Source organism: Polyangium spumosum (assembly GCF_009649845.1).
Classification (GTDB): domain Bacteria; phylum Myxococcota_A; class Polyangia; order Polyangiales; family Polyangiaceae; genus Polyangium; species Polyangium spumosum.
This window is the reverse complement of the sequence record NZ_WJIE01000002.1, coordinates 990,552-1,011,804: the sequence shown is the minus strand read 5'-3', so window position 1 is coordinate 1,011,804 and position 21,253 is coordinate 990,552. Positions and strand designations below refer to the sequence as shown.

Annotated in this window: 22 protein-coding genes; 19 read left to right on the top strand and 3 right to left on the bottom strand. The window is 70.1% G+C overall.

The genetic code is table 11. From position 1 onward, the window contains the following. The first annotated feature begins 148 nt into the window (after positions 1-148). From hpf to GF068_RS10035, 10 genes are all read left to right on the top strand, one after another. Entirely contained in the window at positions 149-508 is a 360-nt protein-coding gene (gene hpf / locus GF068_RS10080) for a ribosome hibernation-promoting factor, HPF/YfiA family (protein WP_153819092.1), read from the top strand. Positions 509-698: 190 nt separating this feature from the next. Continuing rightward, a complete protein-coding gene (locus tag GF068_RS10075; RefSeq protein WP_153819091.1) occupies positions 699-1,178 on the top strand; it encodes a PTS sugar transporter subunit IIA in 480 nt (159 codons plus the stop codon). After that, positions 1,175-2,194 (top strand): HPr(Ser) kinase/phosphatase, encoded by a 1,020-nt coding sequence (hprK, locus tag GF068_RS10070; protein WP_338046313.1) that lies wholly within the window; start codon positions 1,175-1,177, stop codon positions 2,192-2,194. Before GF068_RS10075 ends, hprK begins: the two co-directional genes overlap by 4 nt. Beyond that, complete coding sequence (gene rapZ / locus GF068_RS10065; RefSeq protein ID WP_153819090.1) at positions 2,191-3,192, top strand: RNase adapter RapZ; 1,002 nt, start codon at positions 2,191-2,193, stop codon at positions 3,190-3,192. Before hprK ends, rapZ begins: the two co-directional genes overlap by 4 nt. After that, positions 3,189-3,473, top strand: a complete 285-nt coding sequence (locus GF068_RS10060) for an HPr family phosphocarrier protein (protein WP_338046312.1) — start codon at positions 3,189-3,191, stop codon at positions 3,471-3,473. Before rapZ ends, GF068_RS10060 begins: the two co-directional genes overlap by 4 nt. Further along, positions 3,470-5,245, top strand: coding sequence for a phosphoenolpyruvate--protein phosphotransferase (gene ptsP, locus GF068_RS10055; protein ID WP_153819089.1), 1,776 nt, complete (start codon positions 3,470-3,472; stop codon positions 5,243-5,245). Before GF068_RS10060 ends, ptsP begins: the two co-directional genes overlap by 4 nt. A gap of 41 nt (positions 5,246-5,286) precedes the next feature. Next, on the top strand, positions 5,287-6,336 hold the full coding sequence (locus tag GF068_RS10050) for an alpha/beta fold hydrolase (protein ID WP_153819088.1): 1,050 nt from the start codon (positions 5,287-5,289) through the stop codon (positions 6,334-6,336). A gap of 173 nt (positions 6,337-6,509) precedes the next feature. Then, a complete protein-coding gene (locus GF068_RS10045) occupies positions 6,510-6,968 on the top strand; it encodes a helix-turn-helix domain-containing protein (RefSeq protein WP_153819087.1) in 459 nt (152 codons plus the stop codon). Positions 6,969-7,289: 321 nt separating this feature from the next. After that, a complete protein-coding gene (locus GF068_RS10040) occupies positions 7,290-7,904 on the top strand; it encodes a helix-turn-helix domain-containing protein (protein WP_153819086.1) in 615 nt (204 codons plus the stop codon). A 103-nt stretch (positions 7,905-8,007) separates the two neighbouring features. Further along, complete coding sequence (locus GF068_RS10035) at positions 8,008-8,478, top strand: helix-turn-helix domain-containing protein (RefSeq protein ID WP_170319386.1); 471 nt, start codon at positions 8,008-8,010, stop codon at positions 8,476-8,478. Positions 8,479-8,524: 46 nt separating this feature from the next. Here GF068_RS10035 and GF068_RS10030 read toward each other — a convergent pair whose 3' ends face one another. Further along, on the bottom strand, positions 8,525-10,156 hold the full coding sequence (locus GF068_RS10030) for a Ppx/GppA phosphatase family protein (RefSeq protein ID WP_153819084.1): 1,632 nt from the start codon (positions 10,154-10,156) through the stop codon (positions 8,525-8,527). Between the two features lie 50 nt (positions 10,157-10,206). On the opposite strand from GF068_RS10030, the gene GF068_RS10025 reads away from it, so the two are divergent. The 7 genes from GF068_RS10025 to GF068_RS10000 all read left to right on the top strand — a co-directional run bounded on the left by GF068_RS10025 (position 10,207) and on the right by GF068_RS10000 (position 14,863). Next, complete coding sequence (locus tag GF068_RS10025; RefSeq protein ID WP_153819083.1) at positions 10,207-10,716, top strand: hypothetical protein; 510 nt, start codon at positions 10,207-10,209, stop codon at positions 10,714-10,716. Continuing rightward, positions 10,713-11,033 carry a hypothetical protein gene (locus GF068_RS10020; protein ID WP_206079430.1) on the top strand — a complete coding sequence of 107 codons (321 nt, stop codon included), beginning with the start codon at positions 10,713-10,715 and terminating at the stop codon, positions 11,031-11,033. Before GF068_RS10025 ends, GF068_RS10020 begins: the two co-directional genes overlap by 4 nt. Before the next feature lie 59 nt (positions 11,034-11,092). After that, a complete protein-coding gene (locus tag GF068_RS43440) occupies positions 11,093-11,245 on the top strand; it encodes a hypothetical protein (protein ID WP_170319385.1) in 153 nt (50 codons plus the stop codon). Positions 11,246-11,352: 107 nt separating this feature from the next. Further along, complete coding sequence (locus tag GF068_RS10015; protein WP_153819082.1) at positions 11,353-12,594, top strand: S41 family peptidase; 1,242 nt, start codon at positions 11,353-11,355, stop codon at positions 12,592-12,594. Positions 12,595-12,666: 72 nt separating this feature from the next. Beyond that, positions 12,667-13,458, top strand: a complete 792-nt coding sequence (locus tag GF068_RS10010; RefSeq protein ID WP_153819081.1) for a hypothetical protein — start codon at positions 12,667-12,669, stop codon at positions 13,456-13,458. Next, positions 13,455-14,033 carry a hypothetical protein gene (locus GF068_RS44195; protein ID WP_206079429.1) on the top strand — a complete coding sequence of 193 codons (579 nt, stop codon included), beginning with the start codon at positions 13,455-13,457 and terminating at the stop codon, positions 14,031-14,033. The genes GF068_RS10010 and GF068_RS44195 overlap by 4 nt, the downstream gene beginning before the upstream one ends. Positions 14,034-14,065: 32 nt before the next feature. Beyond that, the gene (locus GF068_RS10000) at positions 14,066-14,863 is read left to right on the top strand and encodes a hypothetical protein (protein WP_153819080.1); all 798 of its coding nucleotides are present in this window, start codon (positions 14,066-14,068) and stop codon (positions 14,861-14,863) included. Position 14,864: 1 nt separating this feature from the next. On the opposite strand, the gene GF068_RS09995 is transcribed toward GF068_RS10000, so the two are convergent. Beyond that, positions 14,865-16,475, bottom strand: coding sequence for a glucose-6-phosphate isomerase (locus tag GF068_RS09995; protein WP_153819079.1), 1,611 nt, complete (start codon positions 16,473-16,475; stop codon positions 14,865-14,867). Positions 16,476-16,682: 207 nt separating this feature from the next. Between GF068_RS09995 and GF068_RS09990 the strand changes: the two genes are divergently transcribed. Together GF068_RS09990 and GF068_RS09985 are read left to right on the top strand one after the other, a co-directional pair. Next, positions 16,683-19,616, top strand: a complete 2,934-nt coding sequence (locus GF068_RS09990) for a 2-oxoglutarate dehydrogenase E1 component (protein ID WP_153819078.1) — start codon at positions 16,683-16,685, stop codon at positions 19,614-19,616. Between the two features lie 63 nt (positions 19,617-19,679). Next, the gene (locus tag GF068_RS09985; RefSeq protein WP_153819077.1) at positions 19,680-20,117 is read left to right on the top strand and encodes a hypothetical protein; all 438 of its coding nucleotides are present in this window, start codon (positions 19,680-19,682) and stop codon (positions 20,115-20,117) included. A 16-nt stretch (positions 20,118-20,133) separates the two neighbouring features. On the opposite strand, the gene GF068_RS46965 is transcribed toward GF068_RS09985, so the two are convergent. Then, entirely contained in the window at positions 20,134-21,252 is a 1,119-nt protein-coding gene (locus GF068_RS46965; protein ID WP_153819076.1) for a WD40/YVTN/BNR-like repeat-containing protein, read from the bottom strand. Position 21,253 lies beyond the last annotated feature (1 nt).

Here is a 21,253-nt window from a genome sequence, read left to right as displayed (position 1 = left end):
ACGGCGCGGGAGGAAACGGCAACGTTGCGACGCTTCCCCCTGATCGTTCCGCGCGCTTTGGCTCGGCCTGCGGTGGTACGATCCCACGTGGTGCGCGCATGAGAGCGCGCCGGGTGCTTCGCCCTCGAGGAAAGGAAGGCAGCCTTCGATGAACATCGCAATCACGTTCCGACACATGGTCGCCACGGAAGCGGTGAAGCAGTACGCGCACGACAAGATCGCCAAGCTGCAAAGGTTCCTTCGTCAAGCCATGGCCGCGCAGGTCACCTTGTCCGTCGAAGGCCTCGAGCACATCGCCGATGTGAAGATCTCCTCGGGCAGCCAGCAGTTCCACGCCACGGTCCGCAGCCAGGACATGTACGCCTCGATCGACAAGGTCATCGACAAGCTCGACCGCCAGATCGAAGCGGACAAGACGGCGAACATGGCGAAGAAACGCGGCGCGCCGAGCGCGGGCGAGTTCGCGACCGAAGTCAGTGAGGCCGCCGAGGGTCGCGCCCGCGACTGAGGCGTTTTCCACGCTGTACGCCCTCGCCAGCCGGCCCTTTCCGTAGTAGGGCTCGCCCGTGCTTCTGCCGAGGCACGGGGGGGACACACGACGGATGAGAACGGCGCCGGCCAGCGCCGCACGGGCGCCCCTCCGGCGGTCCCGTCGCGCGACGGCCGGCGCCTCTTCGCAAAAACCCCCGGGCACGATCATGGGTGTTCTCGAGATCCTGAGCGCGGACCACGTCTCGGTGGCGAACGAGGCCGAGGGCGTCGTCCGCTCCAAGTCCGATGCGCTGCGCCGCCTCGCCGAGCTGCTCGCCCGCGGGATGGCCCCCCCGACGCCCGCGTCGGAGATCGAGCGGGTGCTCGTCGAGCGCGAGAACCTCCAGTCGACCGGCGTCGGCGGCGGCGTCGCCATCCCGCATGGCGCGCTCGAAGGCCTCGATCGGCACGTGGGCGCCGTCCTGCTCTGCCCTCACCCGATCGACTTCGACGCGATCGATCGCGCGCCCGTCGGCATCCTCTTCGCCGTCGTTGGCCCGAAGCGCGCCGCCGGTGAGCACCTGAAGACGCTGGCGCGTGTCTCGCGGCTGCTCCGCGACGACGAGTTCCGCAAGCGCCTGCTCCTCGCGCCGAGCGGCGGCGACGCGTTCGCGATCATCGCCGCCGAGGAGGGCAGGGGTCCGTGAACGAAGAGGCCCCGCGCAGCGTCCCCGTCCCGCGCGCATCGATGACCGTGCGCGCCTTGCTCGGCGATCCCGGGCTCGGCGTGGGGCTCGAGCTCGTCGCCGGCGAGGCGGGCCTCGATCGGATCATCGAGTCGACGCGTATCCAGAAGTCGGGCCTCGCGCTCGTGGGGCACTTCCACGGCATCACCTCCTCGCGGATCCAGATCTTCGGCCAGACCGAGCTCTCGTTCTTGCACACGCTCGACGCAGAGGACCGCGCGAGGAAGCTCCACGACCTCTTCGCGCGTGAGCTCTGCTGCGTGATCGTCACGCGGGACGCGCGCGGCGAAGGCGAGTCGTCGCCCGAGGCCGGCTACCGCGCCGTGCCCGAGCTCGTGGCCGCGGCCGAGGCCTCGGGCACGCCGCTCGTCCGATCGGCGTCGCGATCGAGCGTCACCATCACCGCGCTGCACGCGCTGCTCGACGACAGGCTCGCGCCGCGCGTGCGGCTGCACGGCGTGCTCGTCGACGTCTTCGGCGTGGGCGTGCTCCTCGCGGGCCCGAGCGCGATCGGCAAGAGCGAGTGCGCGCTCGACCTCGTGATGCGAGGTCATCGCTTCGTCGCCGACGACGTCGTCGAGTGCGACTACCGCCCGCCCGGGATGATCTTCGGCACGTCGGCGCTCCTGCTCCGTCACCACCTCGAGGTGCGCGGGCTCGGCATCCTCAACGTGAAGGACCTCTTCGGCGTGACGGCGATCCGCGAGCGCAAGCGCATCGACGTGGTGATCAAGCTCGTCGAGTGGTCGAAGGACGTCGAGTACGACAGGCTCGGCCTCGAGGATCGTCACCGCACGATCCTCGGCGTGAAGGTGCGCGAGCTCGTGATCCCGGTGCGGCCGGGGCGCGACATGTCGACGATCATCGAGGTCGCCGCGCGGAACGAATTGCTCAAGAACGCAGGGCACCACGCCGCGAAGGAGTTCTTCGGCAACCTCGAAGGCGCGTTGCTCGGCGGAGGGAGGCGAGAGCGATGAGCGACAAGAGCCGCGTCGTCGTGGTCACCGGGCTCTCGGGGGCCGGCAAGTCCACCGCGCTCCACGCGCTGGAGGACCTCGGCTACTTCTGCGTCGACAACCTGCCGACGTCCCTCGTGCCGCAGACGATCGAGGTCTGCGAGGCCGGAGGCATCCGCCGCGTCGGCCTCGGCATCGACGTGCGCGCCTTCGCCTTCCTCGACGGCGCCGGGCCCACGCTCTCGCGTATCGCCGAGGGGCGCGACATGGCCGTCGTCTTCCTCGACGCGACCGACGAGGCGCTGCTGCGCCGCTTCAACGAGACGCGCAGGCCGCACCCGCTCTCGGCCGCGGCCTCACGCGCGCCCGGCAGCTCCGGCGGGCTCGCCGTGCTCGACGGCGTGCACCTCGAGCGCGAGCGCCTCGCGCCGCTGCGCGCGCTCGCCACCATCGACCTCGACACGACGCGCCTCAGCGTGCACGAGCTGCGCCGCCAGATCATCGCGCACCTCGGGCCGGGCAAGGCGGAGGCGCCGCGCATGTCCACGCGCTTCGTCTCCTTCGGCTTCAAGTTCGGCGTCCCGGTCGATGCCGATCTGATCTTCGACGTCCGCTTCCTCGACAACCCGCATTTCGTCCCGGAGCTCCGGCGTCTGCCCGGGAGCCACCCCGCGGTGCGCGATTTCGTCCTGCAGAGCCCCGAGGCGTCCGAGCTGCTCGAGAAGATCGGCGCGCTGCTCGAGTTCTCGCTCCCGCGTTACGAGCGTGAGGGGAAGAGCTACCTGACCATCGGGATCGGCTGCACCGGGGGGCGACATCGATCGGTGGCGCTCGCCGAGGTTTTGGCCGACAATCTACGCAGGAAGGTGACGCTACCCATCTCGGTCGTGCATCGTGACGTCGGCAGGGCGGAGCACACCGCGGCGCCCGAGCACGATGCCGATCCACTCTCGCGTGGCGCCGACGAGGGGGCGGAGGGGGCGCCGCGGCCCCCCGACGGTGGCAGGGGGAAGACGTGAGCGGCGGCAGCGCGACGGGTCGGTTCACGATCGTCAACGCGCGCGGCCTGCACGCGCGCGCGGCCACGAAGCTCGTGCAGCTCGCGGGCAAGTATCCGTGCGAGGTCACGGTCGCGGGGCCCGACGGGCAGGAGGCGAACGCGAAGAGCGTGATGGGCGTGCTCCTGCTCTGCGGCGGCGTCGGCACGGTGCTCGAGGTGAAGGCGCGCGGCGAGAGCTCGTCCGAGGCCGTGCGAGCGATCGGGGAGCTCATCGCCGCTCGCTTCGGAGAGCACGAATGAGCGCGGAGCCTCCTTCGAAGACGGCCGAGGTGCTCCGCGGCATCGCGGGCTCGCCAGGCGTCGCCATCGGCAAGGTCGTCGTCTTCGGGTTGAGCCGCGCGCCCTGCCCGAGGCGCACGATCGGCGAGGCGGACGTCGACGCGGAGATCACGCGCTTCGAAGAGGCCGTCGCGCGCGCGCAGCGCGACCTGCGCGAGATGTCGCAGCGCCTCACCGAGCGCAGCGCCGAGGCCTCCATCCTCGAGGCCTACGTGCTCATGACCGGCGACCCCGTGCTCGCCGAGGCCGTGCGCCACCAGATCCGCAAGGAGAAACGCGGCGCGGAGTGGGCCGTCGCCGAGGCCTCCGACGCGATCGCCAAGCGGCTCGCGGCGCTCGATGATCCGTACCTGAGCGAGCGCAGCCACGACGTGATGTTCATCGGCGATCGGATCCTGCGCGCCTTCGGCACGAGCGCGCCCGAGCAGCCGCACCTGCGCCTCGATGGTCCCTCGATCATCGTCGCGCACGACCTCTCGCCTGCGGACACGGCGGCGATGATCAACCAGCCCGTCGTCGGCTTCGTGACCGAGGTCGGCACGCGGACGAGCCACACGGCGATCATGGCGCGCGCGCTGGAGATCCCCGCCGTCGTCGGCGTGACCGACGCGCTCGCGCGGATCCGGAGCGGCGATCTCGTGGTCGTCGACGGCCTGCGTGGCAGCGTGCTCGTGCGCCCGCAGGCGCGCGAGCTCGACGAGGCGCGCGCCCGCGGCGAGCGTCACACCGCGCTCTCGCGTGAGCTCTCGGTCTCGCGTGATCGGGAGGCGACGACCCAGGACGGCTTGCGCGTCACGCTGCGCGCGAACGTCGAGCTCCCGGCCGAGGCCATCCTCGCGCGTGATCACGGCGCCGAGGGCATCGGCCTCTACCGCACCGAGTTCCTCTACATCGATCGCTCCGAGCCGCCGACCGAGGAGCAGCAGTTCGAGATCTTCCGCGCCGTCGTGGAGACGATGCGCCCGATGCCCGTCACGCTGCGGACCTTCGACATCGGCGGCGACAAGTTCATCTCGAGCCTCAAGCTCCCGCCCGAGATGAACCCGATGCTCGGCTTGCGCGCCGTGCGCCTCGCGCTCTCGCAGCCCGAGGTCTTCCTCGAGCACCTGCGCGCGATGGTCCGGGCGAGCGCGTACGGCGAGGTGAAGATCATGATCCCCATGATCGCGAGCCTCTCGGAGCTCCGGCAGGTGCGCGTGTTGCTCGACCAGGCGATCGCGCAGGTGAAGGCGCGAGGCCTTCCGTGCGCGGAGGAGATCCCGCTCGGGGTCATGATCGAGGTGCCTGCGGCCGCGGTGCTCGTGGATCTCTTCGCCCAGGAGGCGAGCTTCATGAGCCTCGGGACGAACGACCTCGTGCAGTACACGCTCGCCGTCGATCGCACGAGCCGCTCGCTCGCCTACCTCGCTTCGTCCTTCGACCCCTCGATCTTGCGGCTCATCCGCAGCGTGGTGCGCGCCGGCGAGGGGTGGAGCTGTCCTGTCTCGATCTGCGGCGCGATGGCGAGTGATCCTCTCGCCGCGGTCCTGCTCGTGGGCCTCGGCATGCGTGACTTCTCCATGGAGGCGGCGGCGATCCCCGAGATCAAGGAAGCGCTGCGTCGCGTCACGCTCGTCGAGGCCGAGGCCGTGGCGCGGGAGGCCTTACGGTTCGGCACCTCCGACGAGGTCGAGCACTGCGTGGCCGAGGCGTTCGCGCCGCGCCTCTACGATCTTCTCACCGGCGAGCGTTGAAGGCATTCTCCTCCTCCGGTCCGAAAAACCCCGAGGAGCTCATGACCGCCATCACCTCGACCCAGATCCAGACGTCTCGCCTTCGCATGCACGTGCTCGTCCGCGGCCCCAAGGACGGCGTGCCGGTGCTCTTCATCCACGGCAACTGCTCCTCCGCTCGTTTCTACGAGGAGACGATGGCCGCGCTCCCCGAGGGCTTCCGCGCCATCGCGGCCGATCTGCGCGGCTACGGCGACACCGAGCCCGCGCCCATCGACGCGACCCGCGGCCTGCGTGATTTTTCGGACGACCTCGCGGCGCTCTTGCGTCACCCCGAGCTCGGCGTCGCGGGCAAGGTGCACGTCGTGGGCTGGTCGGTCGGCGGCGGCGTCGCGATGCAGCTCGCGATCGACCACCCCGAGCTCGTCGGCAAGATCGTCCTCGAGGCGCCGATGTCGCCGTACGGCTTCGGCGGCACGCGCGGCGCGAGCGGCGAGCCTTGCTTCGCGGACTTCGCGGGCTCGGGCGGCGGCACGGCGAACCCCGAGTTCGCGCGGCGGTTGAAGGAGGGCGACGCCTCGGAGGAGAGCGCGTTCTCGCCGCGCAAGGTGATGAACGACTTCTACTTCAAGCCGCCGTTCCGCGTGGAGAAGGCGCGCGAGGAGGTCTTCGTCGCGGAGATCCTGAAGATGCGCACGGGTGACGATCACTACCCCGGCGACACGACCACGTCGACGAACTGGCCCGGCGTCGCGCCCGGCGCGCGCGGCGTGAACAACGCGCTCTCGCCGAAGTACGTGGACCTCTCCGGCTTCGGCAAGCTCGCGCCTGCGCACGACGTCCTTTGGATTCGGGGCGACGCCGATCAGATCGTGAGCGACACGTCGCTCTTCGATTTTGGCTTCCTCGGCAAGCTCGGTGCGATCCCTGGCTGGCCCGGCGAGGACGTCTGCCCGGCGCAGCCGATGGTCGCGCAGACACGCGCCGTGCTCGAGGCCTACAAGGCGAACGGGGGCAGCTACCGCGAGGAAATCCTGCCGAACGTCGGGCACTCGCCGCACATCGAGGCGCGCGACGTGTTCGTCAAAGAGCTCGTTCGTTTCTTCGGCTGAGCGAGCGGCGGGCCCCGGGGGGGGCGGTTCGATCGGCGTCTCCGGATCGTCTGTTAAAAAGAGGTTAGGGCCTGAAAAACCGGTCGACGGACGAACCTCGCTGGCTCGGCTCCCGTTTTTCGATCGCGCGTGCACGTGGCCCCGCAGAACGTGTTAGGTTTGTCGGCGTCAGGATGAAGCGCACGTCGAGCCAAACGCAGGCGCAGGGATCGAAGACGCGGGGGACGGCCGCCCGCGAGCGCGTGGACATCACGAGCGGGCCGCCGGAGCCGTACGCTGGGAAGCTCGGGGCGCGGATGCGTGATCTGCGGCTCGAGCGAGGTCTGTCGCTCGCGAGCTTGCGCGAGGCGGGGGGCCTGACGCCGAGCCAGATGTCGAGCGCGGAGCGGGGCCGGGTGCGGGTGACGATGGGCACGGTGGTCGCGGTGGCGCGAGCGCTCGACGTGCCGCCGTTCGTGCTGATGGCCTTCCCCGACGAGGATCCGCTCTCGGCGGTGCTGGAGGAGATCCGGCAGGCGTACGGCGGCGATATGCGGCGCGTGAGCGCGGTGATCGAGGAGCGCGCGAGCGCGCGGCTCGCGAAGAAGCGCGCGGGGCGCGGCGGCGCGACGAAGCGCTCGGGTCACGAGTAGAGCGGAAAGTCAAGGACATCGTGTCGGGGCCGTACCGAGGCCCCCCTGCTGACGGCGGCGGGGGTGGTGTCGTGTGTGACCGGCCCTTGACGGCATCTGTTGGCGGGACAAACGAGCCGGCGCGCGAGGGGCCCGGGGCGCGGGTTTGTCCCGTGAGCGTGCGGCTTCGAGGTGCGTCGGCCCCACCCTCGTGTGTTGACGCCCGGTTTCATTCGCGAAAAAAGAATGCCCCGTGTCGTTTTTCGCCCTTCGAAAATGCGTTCGAAATGCGTTCGATGATTGGGTGGCGACGGCCGGTCGTGGTAAGAGGGGTTGTCGAGAATGATCATTTCGAACGCCGACCGACGCTCGTGCCCTACGACGAGCGGTCGACGGTATTTATTTGTTTGGCAGGACAATCTTTTTTCTGAGGTGCAACCCGTGCCCACGCGTCGTGTCCCGGATCCGTTTGCCGCTCACATCGGCGCTCGAATAAGAGCGCGCCGGCGGGAGCAGAACATGTCACTCGCTCAATTCGCCAAGGCGAGCGGGCTCTCCAAGGGCCACGCCTCCACGCTGGAGAATGGGCTCGCGGTCATGAGCGTGAACACCGTCTACGCCGCGGCCCGGGCCCTCGGCGTGCCGCCGTTCCTCCTGTGCATGCGCGAGGAGGACGAAGGCGTCGCCTGGGCCCTCGAGCAGATCCTCGGCGAGGAGGACGGCGACGTGTTTCGCGCGGCCGTGACGCTGAGGGCGCTCGTCCTCGGGCCGCGAGGCAAGCGAACGAAGAGACGAACCCGAGCCCCGGGACGACCGAAGCGACGAGCGCGGGTTCGCCCCGGAACCATTCCCTCGGCCTCCCATCTCCCACCCGGGCGAGGCGAGGGGCGCGGGCAGGGGTTGTCGGGACATGCGCGTCCTACGGGGACGTTGTGCCGGGCGAGGACGACATGGTAGAGTTCGTCCCACGCGAACACGGTCACGACGAACCGCCGCGTTTTGTCCTGATCTTCTCCTCGTCTCCGGCGCGCCGGGGACGCACGCTCGAGGTGGAAAAACCATGCCCCGTCGCCCGACTCCCGAGCCCGTCGCCGCCAAGGTGGGGGCCCGAATCCGTGATCTGCGCCAGGAGCGCGGCATGTCGCTCGCGGCCCTCGCCGACGAGAGTGGTCTGTCCAAGGGGCACATGTCGAGCGTGGAGCGCGGCCTCGTCCTGATCACGGTCGGCACCGTGGTCTCCGCGGCAAAGGCGCTCGGCGTCCCGCCGTTCGTGCTCCTCATGTTCCCCGAGGAAGAGCCGCTCGCCGCCGTGGTCGAGCACATGCGCTCGAGCGAAGGCGGCGATACGGACAAAGCCGCCGCCGCCCTGCGCAAGCTGGTCTTCGGGCCCAACGGCCGCGCCCCGAAAACGGCCACGCCCGCGAAAAACGCCGCAACAAAGGCCGCGCCCGCGAAGGCCTCGACGAAGGCCGCCGCCGCGCCCGCCGCGCCCGCCCCGGCGCCGGCCGCGAAAACCCGCCGCAAGCGCTGAGGGGTTCTTCCCGTAACACCCGTTTCGGAGAGGCGCCGCGAAGGCGTCAACTACGCGGCGTCGGAATCGGCGTCTTCCGCGAGGGAGGCGGCACCGTCGTCGGCGTGCGCGACGCGCCCGTCGCCGCGTCCACGATCCGAACGTCGAGCCCGAGCGCGTCCTTCAACATCCCGCACTTCGCGCCGACGGTCCACTCCTCGAGGGACCGATCCTCCGTGCCCGAGAGCTCGAGCACCAGCGTGTCGCCCTCGATGCGCCCGCTGACCCCCGCGACCTTGGCCCGATGCTCCCGATCGAGCGCGTCCGCGACCCGGAGGATCGCCGCCATCGCCTTCACCTTGGCCCGATCCTCGCGCGAGAGCGTGCGGAAATTCTCGTGGTCGAGCTGCGGCGGGCTCTTGCGGTGGTAACGCGCCACGTTCGCCACGATCTCGCGCTCCGAAGGCGAAAGGCCCATCAGGTCGCCGTGCACGATGAGGTAGTAGCTGTGCTTGTGGTGGCCCTCGTACCGCACGAAGTCGCCGACGTCGTGCAGGAGCGCCGCCGCGTGGAGGAGGATGCGGTCGCGCGGGCTCATCCGGTGGCGCGTCGCGAGCTCGTCGAAGAGGCGCGTCGCGAAGCGCGCCACGAGCATGCCGTGCGCCTCGTCGAAGTGGTACCTGCGCCCGAGCCGGAGGCACGCCTCACTCACGGCCGTCGCCTCGATGCCGAAATCACGCGGCACGAAGTGCTGGCGCGCGAGGTCGACGAGCACGCCCTCCTTCAGCCCGACGCCCGGCGCCGTGATCGACGCCCGCCCGAAGGCCTCGGCTACACGGCAGAGCACGGTCGCCGCGGGTACGATCGTGTCCGCTCGATCGGGCCGCAAGCCATACGCGAACACGCGCTCGTCCACGCTCTTCGCGGAGAGGTCGTCGAGCAACTTGCGCATCGCGCGCACCTCGATCGCGCGCCCCTCGGGGAAGGCGATGGGCATCGGGCAGAGGTCGGCGAGGGTCTCGATGTTGCCGCCCGTGCCGATGACGACGTCGACGGGCCCGTCGGAGGCCTCCTCGATCTCGCGGAACGCGTCGGCGCAGACGCGGTCGACGTACTCTTCGAGCAGCTTGCGGTGGCTCGCGTCGATCGGCCCGCGCCCCTCGAGGAAGGCCTCGAGCAGCCGGACGGTCCCGACGGGCAAGGAGCGCGAGAAGACGGGGACCCGGCCTTCGAGCAGCGTGAGCTCGGTCGAGCCGCCGCCGATGTCCACGAGCAAGGAGCGCCGCGGCCCCATGGGGATACGCTCGACGACGGCGAGCTGCACGAGGCGCGCCTCCTCGACGCCCTCGATGATCTCCACGTGCACGCGGCTCTCGCGCTCGGCGCGCTCGACGAAGAGGTCACCGTTCTGCGCCTCGCGCGCGGCGCTCGTGGCGACGGCCCGGTAGCGCTCGACCTTCGCCGCGTCCATCGCCGCGCGGAACCGCTTCAGCGCCTCACACGCCGCGCCGATGACGCCGTTCTCGAGGCGTCCTTTGGTGAAGACGTCGTGCCCGAGCCGCACCGGCGCGCGGTCGACGAGCACGTCTCGGAAGGGGTAAAATCGTGGGCCCTCTTCCGTGAGGAGCGGCGGGTCCACGTCAACCACGCGCAGCCGGATGGCGTTGGAGCCGATGTCGATCGCCGCGAGGCGAGCCATGGCGGGAGAAGTAGCGGAGCGCGGACGGGTTGGCTACTCTCATGGCGCTCATGGCTACCGTCTTGCGAACCATCTTGCCGCTCGTCGCGACCGCCGCCCTCGGCGCCGTCGCCCTCGGATGCGCACCCGAGCCGGTCCGCGCGCCGAACCCCACGAGGAGCCTCGACGAGCGCCGCGCGCTCGAGGTCATCCGCCGCGCCGTCGCCCAGGAAGGCGAGAAGCCCGCGCCTGCCCGCGAGGTCGAGATGCGCAACGGCAAGGCCTTGCGCGTCGACGTGAGCGTCGACGGCCACGAGTTCGGCATCGCGTACATCTCCGACGACGACGCGGACAAGCTCGGCGACGCGATCAAGCCGCCGAACGGGCCCGACGAGAAGCTCCGCCTCGAGCGCGTCGGCCCCGACGGCGAGGTCCGCATCGTGCTGCTCTACCAGACGAACTACCGTTACGACGACCTCGCCGGCGAGTCGCACGAGCTGACGACGATCACCGCCGAGCGCACGCTGACCCGCGACGTGCGCGACTTCATCACGTACGCGAAGACGAAGAAGTTCAAGTGAGCCTCGGCGACAAGATCTCCACCCTGGTGACGGACGAATCCGCGCGCGCCGCCGGTCCTCGCCGCGCGCTCCTCGTGGCGAGCACGGCGCTGCTCGTGGGTCTCGGCCTCGTGGGCCTGCGCCCGAGCGCCCCGAACGATACGAGCCTCATCGACCTGGGCATGGTCCTGACGCTCCTCGCGCTCTTGCTGCTCATCGGCGGCATTCACACCTACGGCCGTCTCGGTCCGGACGATGGGGGCTACGCTCGGACAAGCCGAGCTGCGCCCCCAAACCCCCCGCCGGACGAGGGCGAGAAGGGCAGCCGGGGCGGCTGATCGCGGGCCCCCTCTCGACGGACTTGCGAAGACCGCGCGCTTGGACCAGCATCGCGGCCATGCACCGTCCCAGCCGCCAGCACCAGCACCTGATCGAGAAGATCGCCAGCAAAGAGTCCCGCGCCAAGGCCCACAACCGCAAGCCCGGTAAGCGCCTGAAGCAGTGGAGGAAGTGGGCAGAGGCGTACAAGGGCCTCGCCACGCAGGCCTGATCGAGCGCTCTTCCCGCAAGTATTACGCTCCCTTCTCGTCTTCATCCCCACCACATCGTCGCGAGGCCGTTGCAACGAGGAAGCTCGTCGTTGCACCCTCGCGATCGATGCGCGCCTTGCTTCACGGAGGCCTCCTCGCCCTCGGGCTCACCCTCGCCGGGTGCGCCGCAGGAGAGCAGGTCCCGCGCGCTTCGTCGGGCCTCTCTCCCACCTTCTCCGCGCTCGTCGCGAGCCCGAGCGACTTCGACGTCGAGCCGCGTGAGGTCTCCGCGGCGCTCGCCGAGGAGGATCTCGACTTCGTGCTGCGCGTCTTCGCAGACGCGTACGCCGCGCCCGAAGGCCACGCGCCCCTGCCGCCCGTCGCGCAGATCGACGAGGCGCGCCGTGTGATCCGTAGCCGCGCGCGCCTCTCGCCCCGCGAGCTCGCGACGCTCTTGCGCGACCTGCTCCGCGCCGACGACGGGCACCTCGCCTTTGGTCACGGCGGCGCGCGTCCGCTGCGCCTCGAAGCGCTCCCGGCGCCGCCTTCGTCGCCGAGGAGCGACGCGCCGCCGGTCGAGCTCGTCGAAGGAGACGTCCCCGTCCTCGTCGTCCGCACCTTCGAGACGGCGGCGGCCGCGGCGCTCGCCACCTTGCCTCGCCTCGCCGAACGTCTCCGCGAGGCGCGCGCCTTCGTCGTGGATCTGCGCGGCAACCGCGGCGGCAACTACACCTTCGCCGAGCGTTTCCTGCTCGCGCTCGCGCACGGGCCGATCCGCGCGCTCGAGACGCGGGAGGTCCAGTCCGTGACCGCGGCCCTCGGGCGCGTGAACGCCGCGAGGAAGCGCCTCGCGCGTGGCGACGTTCCGCCCGCCGCGCGGCGGATGTTCCTCGAGCACATCACGCTCCTCGAGCGCCTCGCCGAGGATGTTCTCGCGCGCGGCCCGTCGCGCGTGGAGATCGTCCGCGAGGGCGAGATCCTTCGTGGCGCGGCGCCGAGGCCGCTCGCGGGCCGGGGCGTGGTCCTCGTCGATCGCGGCTGCGCTTCGGCGTGCGAGATGTTCGTCGCGCTGGCGCGGCAAGTGCCGGGGCTGCTCGTCGCCGGCGAGCGCACGCGTGGCAGCATGGCGGTCGGCGAGGTCGCGTCGTTCCTGCTCCCGCGCTCGCGCCTCACCGTCACGCTCGGCACGCGCGCCGTCGTCGATCCGCTCGGCGACTTCGACGAGACGCGTGGCTTCGTCCCCGATCTCGAGCTCGATGTCACGAGGCCCGACGCGCTCGTCGCGGCGGCGCGTGTCGCCTCGTCCGCGCCTGCGTCCGCGTGGGCGGCGGCCCGCGCGCGTGGCCCGTCCCTGAAAAAGCCGCGTTGACCTCCGGGGTACCTCACGTATTCTCCGTTTTTGCGCGTCGGGCAGGACCACGCGCGACAGCGGAGGCACCTCATGCGGAGAGCAACGGACACAACGAAGGGGGCTCCTCGTGCGCTCGCGGCGGCGCTCTTCGTCGCTGTAGGCGTCGTTTCGCAGCTCGCGGCGGCGCAGGCGCCCGCGCCTCCGCCGCCCGCTTCTCCGGACACACAGGCGCCTCCGCCTCCTCCTCCGCCGCCGCCGGGGTACGAGCCTGCGCCTCCGCAGGTCGCGCCGCTGCCTCCGCCCGGGTATCCGCAGGGATATCCGCAAGGGTATCCGCCGCCGGGGTATCCGCCGCCCGGGTACGCCCCGCCGCCCGGATATCCGCAAGGGTATCCGCCGCCGGGGTACCCGCCGCCTGGGTATGGGCCGAATAGCTACGGATATGGCCCGCCCGGCGCCGAGCTCCCCGCGACGCTCCCGTACGAGGAGGGAGATCCCATCCGGCCTGGGTACCGCCTCGAGAGCCGCATCCGCAAGGGCCTCGTCATCGGCGGCGCCGTGACCTTCGGGGTCCCCTGGTTCTTCTCGGCCATGATCGCCTCGATCGGCAGCAGCGTCGACAGGAACGCGGGGACCTGGCCGCTCTACATCCCGGCCCTCGGGCCCTTCATCGCGATGGGCACCCTCGACTCCGAGGGCGCGGGGACCTTCTGGCTCGCGCTCGACGGCCTGGCCCAATCCGGCGGCATCGCGATGCTCATCGCCGGCCTCGTCGCCCAGGAGAAGCGCCTCGTCCGTACGAACGAGTTCGGCTCCGTGACCGTGATGCCGCTCCGATTCGGGCCGCATGGCGGCGGCCTGGGCCTCGTGGGGACGATGTGACGACGCGACGAACGATCCTCTTTTCGAGCGTGACGCTCGTGATCCTTGGTGCTGCAAATATCTCCCTCGCGCAAGGCGCGCCTCCGCCGCCGGGCGCGATGCAGCCGCCGCCGGGTTATCCGCCGCCGGGCGCCTATCCGCCGCCGCCGATCTTCGGGCCCTCGCGTTTGCCGTACAAGGAAGGGGATCCGGTCCCGTTCGGTTACACCATCGAGACCCGCCCCCGTTACAAGATGGCGACCGCGGGTATCGCGACGTTCGCGCCGCTCTACGGGATGTCGGTCCTCTTCGCGGGCAGCTTCGTGGGGGCCGAGGGCGCGAGGGGTGGCTGGTACACGCCGCTCTTCATCCCCGTCATCGGCCCCTTCGTGGCGATCGGCACCTCCGACGCCGAGGAAGCCGGCGCCTTCATGCTCGCGCTCGATGGCCTCGGCCAGCTCACGGGCGCCGCGCTCTTCGTGGCGGGCATGCTCGCCGACGAGAAGTTCGTCACGCGCACCCCGTCGCTCGCCTTCGATCCGCGCCCCGAGGTCCTGGTCGGCCCGCGGACCGCGGCGCTCCGGTGGCAGTTCTGAGCCGTGGATCGACGATGAAAGGGACTCCGCCGATGGACAACCGCAAGCGCACGTCGATCCCGGCCTCCGCGAGGCGCCTCCTGCCGCTCGTCGCGCTCTCGCTCGGCCTCGCCACCACGCTCCCCGCGAGCGCCCAGCCTGCGCCCGCTGCGCCTCCCGCGCCGCCGCCGCCTCCCGCGGCGACGGACGCGACGCCGCCGCCGCCTCCTCCGTCCACGGACGCGTTGCCCCTGCCGCCGCCTCCACCACCGACGACCACGACCGAGGAGCAGCCGAAGCCCCCGAAGCGCAAGCCGAAGCTCAGTGGCGAGACCTGGGGCAGCGACCCGATGTCCCCGCCCCTCTGGGCCCCGGCCGACGACAAGGGCCTGCCCGTCTTGCCTCGCCGTATCGATTACGAAGAAGGCGACATCCTCCTGCCGGGCTACGAGCTCAAGACGCGGCCTTCGCGCAGCCTCCTCATCGGCGGCATCGTCACCTTCGCCGTGCCCTACGGCCTCTCCGCGCTCGTCGGCGGCGCCTTCGCCTTCGACGACAACGACCGCGACTCCGAGACGTTCGGCCCGCTGCTCGTCCCCGTCTTCGGCCCCTTCATCACGCTCGGCGTCGACAACGCGCGCACCCAGGAATTCCCGAACCCGCGCAGCTCCGATGAGGACCTCTTCTCGTTCTTCATGCTCCTCAACGGCTTCACGCAGATGACCGGCGCCGCGATGATCGCCGCGGCCCTCCTCGTGCCCGAGAAGTACCTCGAGCGCGCGCAGGCGCTGCCCGGCAGGCCGGAGCTGCTCGTGGGCGGCAGCTCCGCCGCCGTGCGCCTCCACTTCTGATTCAGGTCGCTCGGGCCATCATCCAGGTCCAGTCGAGCGGCGATCCCGCCTCGTCCCCCTGGTTGCGCACGCGCAGCACGGCGCGACGCGGGTTCGCCGACAGATGCCGCAGGATCCAGAACACCGTCTCCGGATCGTCGTTGCCCGCGGCCTCCGCGACCTCCGCGAGCGACAGCGCCGTACCGGCCTTCGCGCGGAGCGCGCCGAGCACGCGATGCTCGAGCTCGATCACCGCTTGCGCCGCCTTCTTCCCCGCCTCCACGCCCGGCTGGTGGTAGGCGTTGATGTCCACGAGCTCCGCGTAGATCCCCACGGCCCGCTCGTAGAGCGCGATGAGCGCGCCGAGCGACGCCGCGTCGAGCGCCTCCAGCGTGATCGTGATCGACGCGCGCCCTCGCTCGTCGAGCGCGCGCCGCGTGCCTTGCAGGAACCCCGAGAGGTAATCACCCGACGTCGTGTCCGGCTCGACCATCACGTCGCCGCGCCGCGGGGCGCGATCGAGCAGCACCTCGATGAACGTCACGAAGAAGTTGTCGACCCCGTCGCGTAGCTGCTGCACGTACGCGTGTTGATCCGTCGAGCCCTTGTTGCCGTAGACGCTGATCCCCTGCCAGACCTCGCGCCCGCGTCGATCGAGCCGCTTGCCGAGCGACTCCATCACGAGCTGCTGCGCGTAACGGCTGAAGAGCTCGAGCCTGTCCTTGTACGGCAGGAGCACCATGTCCTTCTTGCCCGCGCCTCCCGTCGCCGCGAGCCACGCCGCCGCGAGCAGGGCCGCGGGGTTCTTCTTCGTCACGCGTGATCGCGTCACCTCATCCATCACGCGCGCGCCGCGCAACATGTCCTCCACGTCGAGCCCTTGCAGCGCCGCGGGCAAGAGCCCCACCGCGCTGAGCTCGCTCGTCCGACCGCCGACCCAGTCCCACATCGGGAAACGATCGAGGAAGCCGCGCGTGATGGCGTGCGCGTCGAGCGCGCTGCCCTCGCCCGTCACCACCACCGCGTGTTTCGCGAAATCGAGCCCGAGCCGCGTGTACGCCGCCTCGGCTTCGAGCATCCCGTTGCGCGTCTCCTTCGTGCCGCCCGACTTCGAGATGACGACCACGAGCGTGCTCGGGAGTGCGTCGCCGATCGCGGCGAGGGTGCGATCGAATCCGTCGGGATCGGTGTTGTCGAAGAACCAGACGCGCATGCGATCCGCGGGCGAACCGAGCGCCGCGGACACGAGCTGAGGCCCGAGCGCCGAGCCCCCGATGCCGATCAGGAGCACATCACGAAAGCGGCTCGCTCGCTCGGGGCGGATCCGCGCGGCGTGCACGTCCTCGACGAACGTGAGCGCGCGCCCGAGCGTGCTCGTGATCGCGTCGCGGATCGCGGGATCCGGCGCGAGCTCCGGCGCGCGCAGCCAGTAGTGCCCCACCATGCGGTTCTCGTCGGCGTTCGCGACGGCGCCGCGCTCGAGCGCGGCCATCGCCTCGTACGCCGCCTGGAGGCGCGGCTCGAGCGCGTCGAGGAAACCTTCGGGCCAGAGGATCCGGCTCGTGTCCAGCCAGAAGCCGAGGCCCTCGTCGTGAAACAGGTGCGCGCGAAACCGATCGAGCCCGTCGTTCATCGTCTCGTCCCATCCCCGTCCGTGGCGCCTGGCCGGGCTCTTTCCCGGCCGTCCCCACTTGGTCTTCGCGTGGTTGTAGCAAAGACGTGGGCCCGGGCGCCCGCTCGGCGTCTGGTCTCTCGGCTTTCCATGGCGCCGAGAACCGAAAAAACTGCGCTGGCGGCGGCACCGATCCCGCGTTATTTCCCTGCCGCCCCAATGCCACCCATGCAGCTTGATTTCGGCATCAACGCAGGGTTCGTCGAAGAGCTCTACGCCCAGTACCAGGAGAACCCGGAGAAGGTCGACCCGAGCTGGCGGGCCTTCTTCGACAAACAACGCGGCCCTTCGCAGGCGACCGCGGCGGTGTATCGAGCGCCCGCGCTGGCCGCTCCGCCCGTGACGGCGCCGCTGGCCGAGCCGCCGCGCTTCACGAACGGCGGCCCTGCGCCCGCGCAGGCGAGCCTGTTCACGCAGGAGCCCACGCGCAAGCGCCGCTCGTCGCCGCCGCCGCCGCCGCCGCGCGTGCCGGGCTTCGATTTCATCTCCTCCGAGCAGCAGATGATGTCGACCGCGGCGACCCGCGCGCGTGTCTACCAGCTCGTCAACGCGTACCGCGTGCGTGGCCATCAGTTCGCGCACATCGATCCGCTCGGCCTGCCGCCGCCCGCGCCGCCGGAGCTCGAGCTCGACAACTTCGACCTCAGCGAGGCGGACCTCGACCAGCCCTTCCCCACGGTCGATCTCGCCGGCCTGCCGGCGATCTCCACGTTGCGCGAGGTCTGCAACCGCCTCGAGGAGACCTACTGCCGATCGATCGGCGTCGAGTTCACGCACATCGAGGATCCGGTCCAGCGCATCTGGCTGCAGCGGCGCATGGAGGCGACGAAGAACCGCCTCGAGCTCAGCCGCGACAAGCAGCTCCGCATCCTCACGAAGCTCTCCGACGCCGAGATCTTCGAGCAGTTCATCCATCGCAGCTACGAGGCTGGCACGAAGCGCTTCTCGCTCGAAGGCGGCGAGGCGCTCATCCCGCTGCTCGACCTGCTCATCGAGCGCGCCGGCGCCGAGGGCGTCGAAGAGATCGTCCTCGGCATGGCCCATCGCGGCCGCCTCAACGTGCTCGCCAACATCCTCGAGAAGAGCACGCGCGAGATCTTCGCGCACTTCGAGGACAACGACCCCCAGCGGTACGTCGGCGGGGGCGACGTGAAGTACCACCTCGGTTACTCCAACGATCGCATCACGGAGTCGGGCCACAAGGTCCACCTCACGCTCACGTTCAACCCGAGCCACCTCGAGTTCGTGAACCCCGTGGTCGAGGGCCGCACGCGCGCCAAGCAGGATCGCCTCAGCGTCCGCCTCCCCGACGAAGCGGCGCGCAAGGTCATGCCCTTGCTCATCCACGGCGACGCCGCGTTCATCGGCCAGGGCATCGTCTCCGAGACGCTCAACATGACGGGCCTCGAGGGCTACAAGACCGGCGGCACGATCCACGTGATCGTGAACAACCAGGTCGGCTTCACGACGAACCCGAGCGAGTCGCGCTCCACGCGTTACGCGTCCGACATCACGCGCATGCTCAAGGTCCCCGTCTTCCACGTGAACGGCGAGGATCCCGAGGCCGTCGCGCAGGTCGCGTTGCTCGCGATCGAGTGGCGCCAGCGCTTCGGCATGGATGTCGTGATCGACATGTACTGCTACCGCCGCTACGGCCACAACGAGGGCGACGAGCCGCGCTACACGCAGCCGCGGATGTACGCCGTCATCGACAAGAAGCCGACGGTCCGGCAGATGTACGTCAAGCGCCTGGTCGAGATGGGCCAGGTCAGCGAGGAGAAGGCCGAGGAGATCCTCCTGAAGCGCCGCGAGGCGCTCAACATGGAGCTCCAGGAGGTCAAGCAGAAGGGCTTCGCGCCGGTCACCTATGCGATGGCCGGCGTGTGGAAGAGCTACCGCGGCGGCCGCGACGCCGACACGCCCGAGGTGCCGACGGGCGTCCCCGCCGAGAAGCTCATCGACCTCTCGCGCCGCCTGCTCGAGCTGCCGGGTGATTTCAAGGTGCACCCGAAGGTCATGCCGATCTTGAAGGCGCGCCACGATCGCCTCGTGAAGGGCGAGCCCTTCGACTGGGGCACGGGCGAGATGCTCGCGTACGCCACGCTCCTCTCCGAGAAGACGCCCGTGCGCATCTCGGGCCAGGACGTGCGCCGCGGGACGTTCAGCCATCGCCACGCGGTCGTCGTCGACATCGAGACGGGCGCGAGCTTCGCCCCGCTCTCGCGTGTCGCCGAGCCGCCGGCGCGCCTCGACATCCACAACAGCCCCCTCAGCGAGGCGGGCGTGCTCGGCTTCGAGTTCGGCTACGCGCTCGACTACCCCGACGCGCTCGTCATCTGGGAGGCGCAGTTCGGCGACTTCCTCAACGGCGCGCAGGTCATCGTCGACCAGTTCATCACGTCGAGCGAGGACAAGTGGCACAGGCTCTCGGGCCTCGTCCTCTTCCTGCCGCACGGCTACGAGGGGCAGGGCCCGGAGCACTCGAGCGCGCGTATGGAGCGCTTCCTCCAGAACAGCGCCGAGGACAACATCCAGGTCTGCAACCTGACGACGCCCGCGCAGCTCTTCCACGCGCTGCGCCGCCAGGTCCTTCGCCCGTGGCGCAAGCCGCTCATCATCGCCACGCCGAAGAGCCTCCTGCGTGTCGCCACCACGGCCAAGGGCCCGCGCCCCGTCTCGACGATCGACGACCTCGCGAACGGCAGGTTCCATCGCGTGATCGGCGACGACGTGGTCGATCCGTCGAAGGTCAAAAAGATCCTGCTCTGCTCGGGCAAGATCTACTACGACCTCGCCGTGACCCGGGAGCAGCGCGGGCTCGACGACGTGGCCATCGTGCGCCTCGAGCAGCTCTTCCCGCTGAACCACGAGCTCACCGACGCGCTCGCGAACTACAAGGAAGGCACGAAGCTCGTGTGGGTCCAGGAAGAGCCCGTCAACTACGGCTCCTGGTACTACATCAACGCCGTCCTTCCCCAGTTCTTCGGCGGACGTTTCCCGCTCTCCGTCGTGGGCCGCCAGCCGAGCGCGAGCCCCGCGACCGGCTCGAAGGCGAGCCACAACCTGGAGCAGAAGCGCCTCATGGACGAAGCCTTCGCCTGACGGCTTCGCTCCACGACCCATGGTAACCTCCGTGTGCACCCCACGTGTGCATGGAGGTTGTTCATGGTTCGTGTCCTCTCTGGAATTTCTGCGCTCCTCGTCGTTTCCCTCCTCGGATGCTCGTCGCAGGTGAGCGGAGGAGGATCGCCGTCCGACGGCGCCACCGGCACGAGCACGAGCACGGGCGCGGGCAGCAGCGGCGGTGTCGCCCTCGAGATCACGACGTGCGCCGAGCTCGACGCGGAGCTCGCGAAGGAGCGGCAAGCCATCATGAGCTGCACCTCCGACGCCGAGTGTGGCCAGGACCTGAAGGGCACGAGCTGCGGCTGCACGCGCAACCTCGTCGCGCGCCTCGACGCGGACACCACGCGCTTCTACGAGCTGCTCCAGCGAGGCCAGGATCTCGAATGCGACCCGGGCCTCGTGAGCACCTGCGATTGTCCGAACGCGAATGGGTTTGTCTGCAAGAGCGGCACGTGCGGGTGGAACTACGTCCCCTGACGGCCCGCTGCCTGCGTCAGGCGTCCGCCTTCCCCTCGGCGAACCGCACCGCATACACCGGCGGCAGGTGATTCGAGATCACCTGCCATGAATCCCCGCCGTCCTCGCTGATCCAGAGCGATCCCGTCGTCGTCCCGAACGCCAGCACGTCGCCCGTCCCGTCCACGTCGAGCCCGTGGCGGTACGTCAGATCAAACGCGTTCGCCTGGGGCAAACCTCTCTCGAGCACCGTGAAGCTCTCCCCGCCGTCGCGCGTCCGCGCCACCACCACCTTCCCGTCGACCGGGATCCGCTGCTCGTCCTTCTTCGCCGGCACCACCCACGCCGTCTTCGGATCCTTCGGGTGGACCGCCATCGCGAAGCCGAACTTGCTCGGCTTCACCGACGTCACCTCCTGCCACGTCTTGCCCCTGTCCGTGGAGCGGAAGAGCCCGTTGTGGTGCTGTACCCAGAGCGCGTCCGGCTGCGCCGCGCAGCTCACGAGGCGGTGCGGGTCCTGGATCGACGGATCGTCCCGGCGCTCGGGTGGCATGTATTCGGCGTACATGCCCTTCGTGCGTGTCTCCCACGTCGCGCCCTCGTCCGTCGAGCGCCACACGCCCCCGCTGGAGATGGCCACCATCACCCCGGCCTCATCCACCACGATCGAGTGAATCCCTGGCCAGTCGTAGCCGCCGCCGAACCAGCCCTTGCGGCTCGGGTGATCCCAGAGCCCACGATTGAGCTCCCACGATTGCCCTCCGTCCGTCGACTTGAACAAGCCGCCCGGGATCGTCCCGCACCACAGGTGCCCCGGCTGATCGTCGCGGCCCGCCTCCAGGCTCCACAGGACCTCCACGCGCTGCGGCCATTCCCGACCGTCGGGCGTCTTCTCCGGCTCTGCCCCTTCCGGCAGCGGAGGGTAGGCCGGCGCCGGCATCTCCTCCCATGTCCCGCCGGCGTCCGTCGAGCGCCGGAGCTTCACCCCGAAATGCCCCAGCGCGAGCGCTGCGTAGAGCGCCCCGTCGCGTCGATCCGGCAGCACCATCGAGACGTGGTCGCCGAGGAACGAGACCTCGCCGATCGTCCAGCCTGCTTGCCTTCGATCGAGACGGAACAGCCCTTTTCGCGTCGCCACGTACAACCTGCTCGACATG